The organism is Pseudomonas sp. NPDC089530 (genome assembly GCF_050280705.1).
Taxonomy (GTDB): Bacteria; Pseudomonadota; Gammaproteobacteria; order Pseudomonadales; family Pseudomonadaceae; genus Aquipseudomonas.
Genome location: NZ_JBNNVU010000008.1, coordinates 85224 through 99526 on the forward strand (window position 1 = coordinate 85224; position 14303 = coordinate 99526).

The following is a 14303-nucleotide window of genomic DNA, read 5'->3' on the forward strand; positions in this document are numbered from 1 at the left end:
TGCTCAACCGGTGGCCGCGACCACCGCCTGCGGCACTTCGGGCAGCTTGACGAAGACGTTGTACTGCCCCCCTTCCATCGCCTCGAAGGCGATCAGCTTCTCCACCAGCGGCTCGCTCAGGACCTTGCCGGCATTGAGCAGCAGCATGCCGTTGTCGGCGTTCAGGTTGCGCGCCAAGGTCATGCCGGCGGCCAGCTCCCGGGTGCTCAAGACCTTGACCGTCGGATCGTTCAGGGTGACGTCGTTGAGGTAGGTCGCACAGACCCTGACGAAATCCTCCACCAGCTCGGGGTCGTAGAGTTTGCCGGCGTACCTGCGAATGAACAGCAGGGCTTCGTCGCTGTTCATCTGCCGTTCGAGTATCAGCCCGCGCTGCAACTCGATGAAGTCCACCGCCAGCTTGAGCCAGCGCGAACCCAGGGGAATGGCCTCGCCCTTGAGGCGATCGGGAAAGCCGCTGCCGTCCCAGCGCTCCTGGTGATAGCGGATGATGCGTGCCGCGTCCTTCATCGGCTCCAGGGCCATCAGCAGCGACTCGCTCTGTTTCGGGTAGGCCCAGTACAGGTCTAGCTCAGTGTGGTGCAGCAGATCCGCCGGCGCGGTCATCATGCTGTCGGTCCAGCCGAGCTTGCCGATGTTGTACAGCGCGGCGGCCATGGTCATGTCGCGGCTTTCGGCTTCCCCCAGGCCATGGGTTTTGCAGTAGACGCGAATCAGCTCGATGATCTGGCGGTTGGTCTGCTTGGTCTTGGGCAAGCGCAGGTTCGCCAGCAGCGAAAACACCTCGGTACCGATCACATAGCTGCGCTTGAGCTCTTCATACGCCAGGTCGAGCATGTCGGCGGTCTGCTGCAGCTCGGCAGTACGCGCCTCCACGTGCTTTTCCAGGGTCGCGTTGAGTGTCTTCAACTGCTCGTTCTGCTCCCGGGTCAGCGCCTCCAGGCGCTGGCGCTCGCTCTCGGAATGTTGGTAGGCCAGGGCCTGGCGCAGGGTCACCAGCATGTCCTCGTCGTTCCAGGGCTTGCTGATATAACGATGGATCTGCCCTTCGTTGATGGCCTTGGCGATCAAGGTCATGTCGGCGTAGCCGGTGAGCAGAATGCGCAGCGTCGATGGATAACGCTGGTGGATTCGGGCCAGCAAGGTGGCTCCGTCCATGCCGGGCATGCGCGCGTCGCTGATGATCACGTCGACCGGCCGCTGCTCGAGGATGTCCAGGGCCTTGGCGCCGCTGTCGGCCAGCAGGATGTCATAAGGCTGGCTGCGTAACAGCCGGCGCAGGCTACTGAGAATCGATTCCTCGTCGTCGACCAGCAGTACCGTTGCCCGGCTCGGGGCCCCATCCACTGTATGTTCGTCCATGTTCCCCTCTCCCTTTGGCAGCGATCGAACCCGTCCTCCGGGACAGGCTAGATGACCGGCAGCGTTTCGGCATGAATTTGCTACAGACCGGATTCGCGCAAGGACGGGAGCATGACTATGCTCAAACCCACAATGGATCGCATGTCCAAAGTGCCAGGAAGGGAAGCCTGATGAACTCATATGCAAGGTCCCCGCGCCACGCTGGAGCCCGGCGATGATCGCGGCGGCAAGCCGGACTAACCGGCGCATTCTGATCGTCGACGATACCGCGTCGATCCACGAGGATTTCCGCAAGATCCTCGCACCCGCGGATACCCCGCAGGACAGTCTCAGCGACGCCGAAGCCGTGCTGTTCGGCGCCCCTGTGAGTACCTCGCTGGAGCACTTCGTCCTGGACTCGGCGTTCCAGGGCGCGGAAGCCCTGGACAAGGTACAGGCAGCGCTGGACCGGGATGTGCCTTATGCCATGGCGTTCATCGACATGCGCATGCCGCCTGGCTGGGACGGCCTGGAAACCATCGAACGGCTGTGGCAGGTCGACCCCAAACTGCAGATCGCCCTGTGCACGGCCTATTCCGACTACTCCTGGGAAGACATTGTCGAGCGCCTGCAAATGGGCGACCGCCTGTTGATCCTGAAAAAACCCTTCGAGGCCATCGAGATCCGGCAGATGGCCAACGCCCTGACCGCCAAATGGCAGATGACCGAAGACGCGACGCTGAAAATGGAGCAACTGGAGCAAGCGGTCGAGGAGCGCACCCGGGAACTGGCCGATGCCAACATCATCGTACAGAACAGCCCCACCATCCTTTATCGCCTGCGGGGCGAGCCTCCGTTCACGTTGATGTACGTTTCCCACAACATCACCAAGTTCGGCCACGTGGCGGCGCGCCTGGTGGCCTCGGCCGACTGGGCCCGGATACTGATTCACCCCGACGACCAGGCCAAGGTCGAGAGCGCCATGCTCCGGGTCCTGGACCGAGGTGTCGCCGGAGCCTCCATCGAGTTCCGCATGCTCACCGGCGACGGCGCCTTCCGCTGGGTGGAAAACCGCTATATCCCGGTGCGCAACGCCCAGGGCCAACTGGTGGAAATCGAAGGGATCATCCTCGACATCACCGAACGCAAGCTGGCCGAGGAAAAGATCGCCCTGATCGCACGCACCGACAGCCTGACCGGGCTGGCCAACCGGGCGACCCTGGTCGAGCGCCTGCACCAGGCCTTCGCCGCGGCCCGGCGGGGCGCCACGCCCTTCGCGATGTTTTACCTGGACCTGGACCACTTCAAGCGCATCAACGACACCCTCGGCCACCCTATCGGCGACTTGCTGTTACAGGTAGTGGCCCAGCGCATCCGCTCCTGCACCCGGGAAAACGATGTGGTGGCGCGCCTGGGCGGCGACGAATTCGCGATCCTGCAACTGGACGTCGACGAAGCCACGCACTGCGCCGCCCTGGCGACGAAAATCCGCGACACCCTGGTGCTGCCCTATTCCCTGGAAGGCAATACAGTACGTATCTCGGTGAGCATCGGCATCAGCCTCTACAGCACGCAGACCCTGAGCGCCGATAGCCTGATGGCGCAGTCGGACATGGCGCTGTACCGCTCCAAGGACAAGGGCCGCAACCAGTTCCATTTCCACAGCGAGGAAATCAACCGGGAAGTCACGGAACGGGTGACCCTGGCCAACGACCTGAAACTGGCCCTGGAACGCAATGAACTGCACCTGCACTACCTGCCGGAGGTGGATCTGGGCACCGGCAAGATCCTCGGCATGGCGTCCCAGGTCCGCTGGCTCCACCCCCAGCGCGGTTGGCTCGAGGCCGAGGACTTCATGCCCACCGCCGAGAAGACCGGCATCGTCATCGCCCTCGGCCATTGGCTGCTGGATCAGGCCTGCCAACAGATGAGCATCTGGCGCGACCAGAACATGGCGCCGCCGCTGATCGCGATCCACCTGTCCCTGGTCCAGCTCAAGGCCGGCCCGGACCTGATCTACGACGTGCTGCGCACCACCGCGCGCTGGAACCTGTGCCCGTGGGACCTGAGGTTCGACGTCACCGAGGGCACCCTGGCCCAGACCAAGTGGACCCACAACGACATCCTGCCCAGGCTGTGCGAGCTCGGCGTGAAGATCGCCATCGACGACTTCGGCACCGAGTACTCGTCGTTCGACTACCTCAAGACCTACAGGGTCAACCACCTCAAGCTCGCCCAGCGCTTCCTCGACAGCGCCAGCAACGACCCCGAGAACGCCATGACCCTGCGGGCCATCCTCAACTTCGCCCGCGAGGTGGGCATCGGAGTCACCGCCGACGGGGTGGAAACCCAGGAACAGCGCGTCACCCTGATCTCCAGCGGCACGCCATTGGGGCATTCGCCCGGCACGGCGGTCGACGGCGCCCAGGCTGGCGAACTGCTCAAGGCCTGGTCTGCCGCCCAGGGCGACAACGCCCGATCGACGGGCCCAACGCCGGAGGATCTACGGTGAATCCCCTTTCCGTGACGCCCAATCGACGAATCCTGATCATCGACGACACGCCGGCGATCCATCAGGATTTTCGTAAAATTCTCAGCCCCGAGGACGAAGAGCCCCTGGACAGTACCGAGCCCATGCTGTTCGGCACCCACCGAGCCCCCAATCAGCACTTCCAGCTGGACTCCGCCTACCAGGGCGAAGAAGCGGTGGAACTGGTCAAGCGCGCCCAGGCCGAAGGCCGGCCGTATGCCCTGGCCTTTATCGACATGCGCATGCCACCGGGCTGGGACGGCCTGCAGACCATCGAACATCTCTGGAAGACCGACCCCCATTTGCAGGTCGCCTTATGCACCGCGTTCTCCGATTACTCATGGGAGGCCATGGCCGAGCGCATCGAGTTCGGCGATCAGTTGCTGATCCTGAAAAAGCCGTTCGACAGCCTGGAGATCCGCCAGATGGCCAGTGCCCTGACCTGGAAATGGCAGCTGGCGCAGGATGCGGCAAGCAAGATGCGCAACCTGGAACAGGCCATTGAGGAACGGGTTCAGGAACTGCTGAGCGTGTCGCACCTGCTGCATTACGATGTGCTCACGGGGCTGCCCAACAGTACGTTGCTGGGCGATCGCTTGAATCAACATCTGTCCCAGGCCCGTCGGCACGACCGACAGCTGGCGGTGATGTTCATCGGCCTGGACCGTTTCAAACGCATCAACAATGCACTCGGGCACCCGGCGGGAGACGAAATGCTCAAGCTCGTCGCCCACAGCCTGGCGACCACGGTACGCGAGAGCGACTCGGTATTTCGCTACGGTTCGGACGAGTTCGTGGTGCTTCTCGGCGACATCCTGCACCCACAGCAGACCAGGGGAGTGGCGGAAAAACTACTGGCCGCCATCAACACCACCCATTCCGTAGCCGGCCACGACCTGACGGTCACCGCCAGCCTGGGCATCAGCATCTACCCCGACGACGGCTTCGATGCCGTAACGCTGATCAAGAAGGCCGAGACGGCCATGCGCAACATCAAGGATTGCGGCCCCAACGATTTCAGCTTTTTCATCGAGGACATGAACCTGCGCGCCCGCCAGCAGCAGACCCTGGAAACCGGCCTGCGTCTGGCACTGCAACGCGAAGAATTCGTCCTGCACTACCAACCCAAGCTGGAGCTGGCCCGGGGCACGGTGGTCGGCGCCGAAGCGCTGGTGCGCTGGAACCGGCCGGGCCATGGCCAGGTATTGCCCTCGGACTTCATCCCGGTGGCCGAAGACAGCGGGCTGATCGTCGCGCTCAGCCAATGGGTACTCCGTCAAGCCTGCCTGCAATCCCAGGCCTGGCAGGCCCAGGGACTGCCTCCCATCTACATGTCGGTGAATGTGTCGGCCATCGATTTTCGCCAGCGCGACTACGTCGAACGCCTGACCCGCACGCTGAGCGAAACCGGACTCGACCCGAGGCTATTGGAGCTGGAAATCACCGAAAGCGTACTGATGCAGAACGTCGACGCCACCATCGCCACGCTCCGTACGATCAAGCAGTTGGGCGTGCGGCTGGCCATCGACGACTTTGGCACCGGCTACTCGAGCCTGAGCTACCTGCAGAAGTTTCCCGTCGACGTGCTGAAGATCGACCAGTCATTCGTGCGTGACCTGAGTACCGACAACAACGACGCAAAACTGGTCAGTAGCATCATCGAGCTGGGACGCAGCCTGAACCTGAGCATCATCGCCGAAGGTATCGAGACCGCCGAACAACTGGACTTCCTCAAGCGCCACCAATGCGAGGAAGGCCAGGGCTTCTACTTCAGCAAAGCCGTGGAGCCCGAGGCATTCGCCCGTCTCCTGAGCGAGTCCCGGCAATCCCATCCGCCCCATTCATGAGGTTGTGCCTGGTAAGGAAACCCGCCATGTCGCCGTCACTCGCCTTGCTTCTTTCGGCTGGCCTGCTGTTTGCTCCAGGTGCCGGGGCCGCGCCCCTGGAAGGCCCGCTCACACCCCTGCCCGCGGCGCCGGCGCTGGACAGCAAACGGGTGGAACTGGGGCGCCGGTTATTCAACGACCCGCGTTTGTCGGTGAACAACAGCCTGTCGTGCGCCAGTTGCCATCACCTCGACCAGGGCGGTGCCGATACCCTGCCCCACTCCCCGGGCCTCGATGGCAAGCCCCTGGCGGTCAACACCCCGAGCGTGTTCAACGCCAGCCTGAACTTTCATCAGTTCTGGGACGGCCGGGCCGAAACCCTGGAAGACCAGGTGCACGCCGTGGTGCAGAGCCCCACGGAAATGGGCAGCGACTGGCAAGTCGTGGTCCAGCGCATCGCCAACGACCCGGACTACCGCTCGGCGTTCGCCGCCGCCTACCCCGACGCCGTGACCCAGGCCAATATCCAGCACGCCCTGGCCGACTACGAACGCACCCTGCTCAGCGCCAACTCGCGCTTCGACCAGTACCTGGCGGGCAACACCGAGATCCTCGACATCGAGGAAAAATACGGTTACCAGCGCTTCCAGGAATACGGCTGCATCGCCTGTCACCAGGGGGTGAACATCGGCGGCAACATGTTCCAGAAGTTCGGCGTGCTCGGCGACTACTTCAAGGCTCGGGGCAACCCCACCGAGGCCGATCTGGGGCGCTTCAACGTCACGGGCGAAGAAGACGACCGCTATGTGTTCAAGGTGCCGAGCCTGCGCAACGTCGCGGTCACCGCGCCGTATTTCCACGATGGCTCGCAAGCGACCCTCGAAGGCGCCGTCGCGGTGATGTTCAAGTACCAGTTGGGGCGTACGCCGTCCGAGGAAGACAAACGCCTGATCGTCAAATTCCTCAAGACCCTGACCGGTGAATGGGAAGACAAGCCCCTATGAACGTATCCCGTCGCGTAAGCATCCTGCTGCTGGCCACCCTCGCCGTGCTGCTGGCTTCCGTACTGCTGTTCCTCTACCTCAAGTCCAGGTCCGACCAGACCCTGAGCTACACCGAATCCCGTGACCTGATCCGCCAGATCAAGCAGCAGGACTCACAGTGGGAGAACGAAGTGCTCAAGGCCAGGGTGGCCATCACCCACAACTACGACCCCCTGGTTTCGCCGCTGAGCGAGATGACACGGCTGTGGCTGGAGTTCGACACGATGGAAGCGCAGAAGCAGCGTGATGACACACCGATGTGGCGCAACGCCCATGACGGTTATCTGAATGCGATGAAGGAAAAAACCCGGCTGGTGGAACAGTTCAAGTCGCACAACTCGGTGTTGCGCAACTCCCTGGCCTTCCTGCCGACCGCCGAGGACGACATCCAGCAGCAACTGGCGCAACTGCCCGACACCGACAAACTGCAACTGCAGAACATCGCCACCGAGACCTACGACCTGTTGCTCAGCAGCCTGGAGTTCGCCCAGGTCACCTCCGACGACAAGGCAGCGGACATTCTGGTGGGTCTGAACAAACTGGGCGTCAACAAGGAGCGCCTGCCCGTGGCGTTCCATGACCTGATCGATACCCTCAGCAGTCACGTCGAGCTGATCCTGCGCGAGCAACCCACGGTCAATCACCTGCTCGAAGAAATAGAAATGGTACCGGTCGACGAGCGCCTGGACGACATCACCGTCCTGCTCAACCGCGACCAGCAGCAGGCCGAAGCCATCGGCCAGCGCTACCATTTCTACCTGCTGTTGTTCTCCGCGCTGCTGGTGCTGCTGCTGATCTGGCTGGGCGTGCGGCTGATCCGCAGCTTTGCCGAGATCAGCCAGATGAACCGCGCCCTGGTGGCCGCCAACGACGAACTCGAGCAGCGGGTCGAAGAACGCACACGCCAGCTCAAGGATACCCAGAGCGAGCTGCTCGCTACCGCCCGCCAGGCCGGCATGGCGGAGATCGCCACCAACGTCCTGCACAACGTCGGCAACGTACTCAACAGCGTGAACATTTCCGCCGACCTGGTCAGCCGCAAATTGCGCAACAGCAAGGCCCAGGGACTGGGCAAGGCGATGCAGCTGATCAACGGGCGCCAGCAGGACCTGGGGCTTTTTTTCACCGAGGACGAAAAAGGCAAATTGCTGCCTGGCTACCTGAACCAGCTGGTGGAGGCCATCGACCTGGAACAGCAGGGCATGGCCGAGGAGCTGACCCAACTGAGCAAAAGCGTCGACCATATCAAGGACATAGTCGCCACCCAGCAATCCTATGCCGGCGCCAGCAGCCTGCTGGAGCCGCTGTCGATCAGCGAGCTGCTCGAGGACGCGCTGCGCATGAACTCGGGCGCTCTCACCCGCCACCACGTGAGCGTGCGCAAGGAGTACGCCGATGTGCCCCGGATCATGGGGGACAAGCACCGCCTGCTGCTGATCCTGATCAACCTGATCAGCAACGCCAAGTACGCCATGTCCGACCCGTCCAACCAGCAACGCAACATGACCCTGGCGGCAGCCGTCATCGACGATGAAACCCTGCAGATCAGCGTGCGCGACGAAGGCGAAGGCATCGCCCCGGAAAACATGACCCGCATCTTTGCCCACGGTTTCACTACCCGCAAGGAAGGCCACGGCTTCGGCTTGCACAGCTGCGCGCTGGCAGCCATGGAGATGAACGGCCACCTGACGGCCCACAGCGATGGCCCGGGCAAAGGCGCGTTGTTCGTCCTGCAGATTCCCCTGATACTCGCCGAAGGTGAGCCATGCACAACCCGACAAACCGGCGCGTCCTGCTGATCGACGACACCCCGGCGATCCACGACGACTTCCGCAAGATCCTCACCCCCAAGACCGGCGACAGCGCCGACCTCGATGCCATGGAAAACGCATTGTTCGGCAGCGCGCCGAAAGCCGCCGCCACGGTGTTCGAGCTGGATTCGGCCTACGGTGGCCAGGAAGGCCTGGACAAGCTACTGGACGCGGCGAGCAAGGGCCGGCCCTACGCCCTGGCCTTCGTCGACATGCGTATGCCCGACGGTTGGGACGGTGCCCAAACCATAGAAGAGCTGTGGAGGCACGACCCGCTGCTGCAGGTGGTGGTGTGCACGGCCTACTCCGACTACTCCTGGGACGAGTTGCTCGAACGCCTGGACGGTCATGATCGCCTGCTGATTCTGAAAAAGCCCTTCGACAATATCGAAGTCCAGCAAATGGCCAACACCCTCACCACCAAGTGGGAAATGACCTTGCGCGCGCAGTTGCAGATGAGCCAGCTGGAAGAACGGGTGGAACAGCGCACCCTGGCACTCACCCAGGCCAGCACCGCGCTGCAACGGGAAATCGACGAGCGCAAGCTGCTGGAAAGCCAGCTGGTGCAGTCAGAAAAGCTCGCGTCCCTGGGCCAACTGGCCGCCGGGGTCGCCCATGAAATCAACAACCCGATCGGTTTCATCTCCTCCAACCTCGGCGCCCTGGACAACTACTTCAAGCGCCTGCAGGAGATGCTCGAGGCCTATGGCAACGCCGAAGCCGATATCGCCGCCAATGGGCGCCGCGAGCAGCTGCAACAGCTGCGCACCACCATCGAGCTGGACTACCTGCTGGAAGACATCCCCCTGCTGATCAAGGAGTCCAAGGACGGCATCGGCCGGGTCAGCCAGATCGTCAAGGACCTCAAGGAATTTTCCCGGGTCGACTCGACCCAGGAATGGCAGTGGGCCAACCTGCAACAGGGCATCGATTCGACCCTGAACATCGTCGCCGCCGAGATCAAGTACAAGGCCGACGTGATCAAGGAGTACAGCGAGTTGCCGGAGGTCGAGTGCCTGCCGTCGCAGATCAATCAGGTGGTGATGAACCTGATCGTCAACGCCGCCCAGGCCATGGGCAGCGAACGGGGCACCATCACCCTGCGCGACGGTACCGATGGCGAGCATGTCTGGATCGAAGTCGCCGACACCGGCTCGGGCATCCCGCCGGACAGCCTGCAGAAAATCTTCGACCCGTTCTTCACCACCAAACCCGTGGGCCAGGGCACCGGGCTCGGGCTGTCACTGTCCTACGGCATCGTGAAGAAACACCACGGCGACATCTCGGTGCGCAGCGAGGTCGGCGTCGGCACCACCTTCCGCGTCGAGCTGCCGGTGCACCAAAGTAGAAAAACCGGCTAACCCCCCACACCGCTTCCGCCCAGGGTATGCCGCATTCTCGATGGCACCACGGCCTCCGTAGGAGCCAGGCTTGGCGGCGATCCAGGCAACGCGGTGGGTCAGGCACACCGCCATCGCGGGCAAGCCTCGCTCCTACAGAACGGCATGCTGTGTGCCCAATCTCTTGTATGATGCCGCGCTTCAAGAATGGGTCGCGGGTTTCGTCTTGCCAATGACCGTCGGAGCAAATCCGGCCGGACACCTTCAGGGCACACAGCGCTTTCCCGTCTTACACAGCACGCTCTTTCCCCAGCACCAGCCCCTCGTGCCTGACCCGGGATCGCAGTCGTCGAGGAGCTTTTCATGAATACGCCTTACCGGGCTTCCCACCAGGGACTGCCCGCCCCGCGGTTTGCACGCAATCTGCTGGGCCTGCTGCTGGCCGGAGCCACGCCAGCGACCCAGGCCGCCGAAACCCTGCTGCCAGCCCTCACCGTGAGTGGCGAAGACCACTCCGGCTATCGGGCCGACAGTGCCGCGGTCGGTGGTTTCGAGGCCGCGCCCCTGCTCGATACGCCCGCCTCGATCGCGGTGATCAACGAGGCCCTGATCAAGGATCAGCAGGCCCGCCTGCTCAGCGAGGTGCTGAAGAACGACGCCTCGGTGGGTGAAAGCTATGCGCCCGTCGGCTACTACGAGAACTTCATGGTCCGCGGCTTCTCGCTGAACGCCGCCAACAGCTACCGGATCAACGGCCACAGCATCACCGGCGAGCAGAATGTCGGCCTGGAAAACAAGCAGCAGGTGGAACTGCTCAAGGGGCTTTCCGGCCTGCAGAGCGGCATCAGCGAGCCCGGCGGGCTGGTCAACTACGTGACCAAGCGCCCCACCGATGTGCGTTCGGTCACGGTATCCACCGACGATCGCGGCAGCGGCTACCTGGCCACCGACGTCGGCGGCTGGTTCGGCAACGAGCAACAGTTCGGGTTGCGCGCCAACCTGGCCCATGAGGACATCCACTCCTACGTCGAGCACACCAATGGCCAGCGCGACTTTGCGTCCCTGGCCTTCGACTGGAACATCAGCCCCGACGCCCTGCTGCAACTGGACGTCGAGTACCAGACCAGGGAGCAGCGCTCGGCCCCGGGCTATCAACTGCTCGGCGGCACCGACCTGCCGCACCACGCCTCGCCGAAAAAACTGCTGGCGCACCAGAGCGGCTCGAAGCCGGTCAGCAGCGACGCACTGAACCTCAGCGGCAACTTCGAATACCGCTTCAACGATCAGTGGAAAGGCAACCTCAGCGCCTCCCGCAGCCGGGTGGTGATCGACGATTACAGCTCGTTCGCCTGGGGCTGCTACGGCGCCGCCAGTTGCGCCGGCGTGGCTGTGCCCAATCACTTCAGCCCCGAGGGCGACTACGACCTCTACGACTTCCGCAGCCCGGACGACACTCGGCGCAACGACGAGCTACAAGCCGTCCTCAGCGGCAGCTTCGATGCTGGCGGGCTGGGGCACGAACTCAGTGTCGGCACCAGTGCCTTGCGCCGCGTGATCGACAAACGCGATGCCATCAACCAGATGATCGGCAGTGCCAATATCAACAGCGAACCAGAGGATTTCCCCCGCTACGACGGACCGCTCAACAATTCCTACCGCCACCTGGACAGCCGCCAGTACGGGCTGTTCTTCAATGACCGGATCAGCTTCAACGAACAATGGCAGACCGTGCTCGGCGGCCGCGAGGTACGCCTGGATGAAAAGACCTTCGACAGCCAGGGCGACACTAGTCGGCATACCCAGCGTTATGTGTTCCTGCCCCAGGCCGCGCTGATCTACAAGCCGATGGAAAACCTGGCGCTGTACACCCGCTACAGCAAAGGCCTGTCCCTGGGCGGCGAAGCGCCGTGGTTCGCCAGCAACGCCTTTGAGATCCTCGCGCCCAGCGTGTCGCGACAGATCGAGGCCGGCATCAAGTACGATTGGCAACGCATCAGCCTGGCGGCGGCGCTGTTCCAGATCCGCCAGGCCTACCAGTATTCCCGGCCGAACGACGACGGCAGCTTCACCTTCACCCAGCAAGGCGAACAGAAGAACACCGGGCTGGAACTCTCGGCCAATGGCTGGGCCACGCAGCGTCTGCAGGTCTCGGCCAGTGTCGCGGCGATCCGCGCGCGGGTCAGCGGCAGCGACACCCCGGCGTACGAGGGCCACCAGGCGCTCAACGTGCCGACCCTGCGCGCCAGCCTCTACGGCGACTATGCCCTGCCCTGGCTAGACGGCCTGGCACTGCTCGGCGGGGTGCAGTACAGCGGCAGCAAGTACGCCAATCACCAGGGCGAGGTGCGGACCGGCAGCTACGCCGTGTTCAACATCGGCAGCCGCTACAGCACCCGCATCGACGGTTATGACACCGTGTTCCGGCTGACCGTGGACAACCTGTTCGACAAGCGCTACTGGCGCGACGCCGGGGACTACATGGGCGATGGCTACCTGTTCCAGGGCCCGCCCCTGACCGCGCGCCTGAGCGCCTCGATCAACTTCTGATCGGGGCCCAGGCCCGGCATTGCCATTGCCCTTCACCAACAAAAACGCCGCTCCAGGGAGCGGCGTTTTTTTTAACCAGGAGCAAAGCTCCAGGCATGGGCTACGCCAATCTGGCGCGGCCGGGTGTTACAGGGCCATGTCAGTCGACGCGTTGCTCGCGGGCGCCTTTGGCTTTTCAGCCGCAGGTTGCTGCGGTGCGGCAACAGTGCCGATGGCTGGCGGAGGCGTCAGTTGCAGGACTTCGGCGGTGTAGGCCCACTCTTTGGCCACACGCTCAGGGCTGCCGTTGAGCTGGGTACCGTAGCTCGGCACGATCTGGTGCAGTTTTTCCTGCCAGGCCGGGGTCGCTACCTTGTCCTTGAAGACCTTCTCCAGCACGGTCAGCATGATCGGCGCGGCGGTCGAGGCGCCTGGCGAAGCACCCAGCAGGCCGGCGATGCTGCCGTCCTTGGCGCTGACGATCTCGGTGCCCAGTTTCAGCACGCCACCCAGCTCTGCATCACGCTTGATGATCTGCACGCGCTGGCCGGCCTGCCACAGACGCCAGTCTTCAGCCTTGGAGTTGGGGAAGTACTCTTTCAGGGCGTTCAGGCGATCTTCATCCGACAGCATCAGTTGGCCGGCGAGGTACTCGACCAGCGGGTACTCCTTGATGCCGACCTTAGTCATAGGCCAGATGTTGTGCGTGGTGGTAGTGGTCAGCAGGTCGAGGTACGAACCTTCCTTGAGGAACTTGGTGGAGAAGGTCGCGAACGGGCCAAACAGGATGACGCGCTTGCCGTCCAGCACGCGGGTGTCCAGGTGCGGTACCGACATCGGCGGAGCGCCGACCGACGCCTTGCCGTAGGCCTTCGCCAGGTGCTGCTCGGCGATCGTTGGGTTCTCGGTCACCAGGAACGAGCCGCCCACAGGGAAACCGGCATATTCCTGGGCCTCAGGGATGCCCGACTTCTGCAGCAGGTGCAGGGCACCGCCGCCGGCGCCGATGAACACGAACTTGGCGTCGGTCTGGGTTTCGGTACCGTCTTTCAGGTTCTTGTACACCACGCGCCAGGAGCCATCTTCGTTACGCGTGATGTCTTCCACTTCGCTCGACAGCTTGAGCGAGAAGTTCGGCTGGGCTTTCAGGTGGCCGACGAACTGGCGGGTGATCTCGCCGAAGTTCACGTCGGTGCCGATCGGCGACCAGGTGGCGGCGATCTTCTGCTTCGGATCGCGCCCTTCCATCATCAGCGGGACCCACTTCTTGATCTGCTCCGGGTCTTCGGAGTACTGCATGCCGGCGAACAGCGGGCTCGCCTGCAGCGCTTCGTAGCGCTTCTTCAGGAACTTGATGTTGTCATCGCCCCACACGAAGCTCATGTGCGGAGTGGAGTTGATGAACGAACGCGGGTTCTTCAGGACATCGTTCTTGACTTGCCACGACCAGAACTGGCGGGAAATCTGGAACGATTCGTTGATCTCGATCGCCTTGGCAATCGAGACCTTGCCGTCCTTGTCTTCGGGGGTGTAGTTCAGTTCCGCCAGGGCGGAGTGACCGGTACCGGCGTTGTTCCAGCCGTTCGAGCTTTCTTCGGCAACGCCGTCGAGGCGCTCGACCATCTCCATCGACCAGCCCGGCTCCAGCTCATTGAGCCAGATACCCAGGGTCGAACTCATGATGCCGCCGCCGATGAGCAGCACATCCACTTTCTTGGTCTCGGCGGCGTACGCGGAGCTGAACCCCACCGTCATCGCCAAGCCCAGCAGGGCCGTGTTCACTTTCTTCAACATACAGTAGTTCCTACGATAGAACGTCATCCGCACCCCCGCTCTCGCTCATGAGTCGCCCCGGCACCGCCATGGGCTCCTGCACTCGGAAGAAC

Annotated in this window: 8 protein-coding genes; 6 read left to right on the plus strand and 2 right to left on the minus strand. The window is 63.1% G+C overall.

Annotated features, from left to right (window positions below):
- Positions 1-3 precede the first annotated feature (3 nt).
- Entirely contained in the window at positions 4-1362 is a 1359-nt protein-coding gene (locus tag ACQKQA_RS05310; protein ID WP_427554254.1) for an HD domain-containing phosphohydrolase, read from the minus strand.
- Positions 1363-1576: 214 nt separating this feature from the next.
- Here ACQKQA_RS05310 and ACQKQA_RS05315 point away from each other — a divergent pair, with 214 nt between their 5' ends.
- The 6 genes from ACQKQA_RS05315 (at position 1577) to ACQKQA_RS05340 (ending at position 12438) form a co-directional block, all read left to right on the plus strand.
- Complete coding sequence (locus ACQKQA_RS05315; protein WP_427554256.1) at positions 1577-3853, plus strand: GGDEF/EAL domain-containing response regulator; 2277 nt, start codon at positions 1577-1579, stop codon at positions 3851-3853.
- Positions 3850-5718: a putative bifunctional diguanylate cyclase/phosphodiesterase gene (locus tag ACQKQA_RS05320; protein ID WP_427554258.1), complete on the plus strand. Its 1869-nt coding sequence runs from the start codon at positions 3850-3852 to the stop codon at positions 5716-5718. Before ACQKQA_RS05315 ends, ACQKQA_RS05320 begins: the two co-directional genes overlap by 4 nt.
- Positions 5719-5744: 26 nt before the next feature.
- On the plus strand, positions 5745-6701 hold the full coding sequence (locus ACQKQA_RS05325; protein ID WP_427554260.1) for a cytochrome-c peroxidase: 957 nt from the start codon (positions 5745-5747) through the stop codon (positions 6699-6701).
- The gene (locus ACQKQA_RS05330) at positions 6698-8539 is read left to right on the plus strand and encodes a DAHL domain-containing protein (protein ID WP_427554262.1); all 1842 of its coding nucleotides are present in this window, start codon (positions 6698-6700) and stop codon (positions 8537-8539) included. Before ACQKQA_RS05325 ends, ACQKQA_RS05330 begins: the two co-directional genes overlap by 4 nt.
- Positions 8506-9912: an ATP-binding protein gene (locus tag ACQKQA_RS05335; RefSeq protein WP_427554264.1), complete on the plus strand. Its 1407-nt coding sequence runs from the start codon at positions 8506-8508 to the stop codon at positions 9910-9912. The genes ACQKQA_RS05330 and ACQKQA_RS05335 overlap by 34 nt, the downstream gene beginning before the upstream one ends.
- A gap of 342 nt (positions 9913-10254) precedes the next feature.
- The gene (locus ACQKQA_RS05340; protein WP_427554266.1) at positions 10255-12438 is read left to right on the plus strand and encodes a TonB-dependent siderophore receptor; all 2184 of its coding nucleotides are present in this window, start codon (positions 10255-10257) and stop codon (positions 12436-12438) included.
- A 126-nt stretch (positions 12439-12564) separates the two neighbouring features.
- Here the strand turns inward: ACQKQA_RS05340 and mqo are convergent, their stop codons facing one another.
- On the minus strand, positions 12565-14211 hold the full coding sequence (gene mqo / locus ACQKQA_RS05345; RefSeq protein ID WP_427554268.1) for a malate dehydrogenase (quinone): 1647 nt from the start codon (positions 14209-14211) through the stop codon (positions 12565-12567).
- Between the last annotated feature and the right edge of the window lie 92 nt (positions 14212-14303).

Coding starts and splice junctions, on each gene's coding strand:
- ACQKQA_RS05310 (WP_427554254.1), bottom strand. CDS start 1,362: ATGGACGAACATACAGTGGATGGGGCCCCGAGCCGGGCAACGGTACTG.
- ACQKQA_RS05315 (WP_427554256.1), top strand. CDS start 1,577: ATGATCGCGGCGGCAAGCCGGACTAACCGGCGCATTCTGATCGTCGAC.
- ACQKQA_RS05325 (WP_427554260.1), top strand. CDS start 5,745: ATGTCGCCGTCACTCGCCTTGCTTCTTTCGGCTGGCCTGCTGTTTGCT.
- ACQKQA_RS05330 (WP_427554262.1), top strand. CDS start 6,698: ATGAACGTATCCCGTCGCGTAAGCATCCTGCTGCTGGCCACCCTCGCC.
- ACQKQA_RS05335 (WP_427554264.1), top strand. CDS start 8,506: ATGCACAACCCGACAAACCGGCGCGTCCTGCTGATCGACGACACCCCG.
- ACQKQA_RS05340 (WP_427554266.1), top strand. CDS start 10,255: ATGAATACGCCTTACCGGGCTTCCCACCAGGGACTGCCCGCCCCGCGG.
- mqo (WP_427554268.1), bottom strand. CDS start 14,211: ATGTTGAAGAAAGTGAACACGGCCCTGCTGGGCTTGGCGATGACGGTG.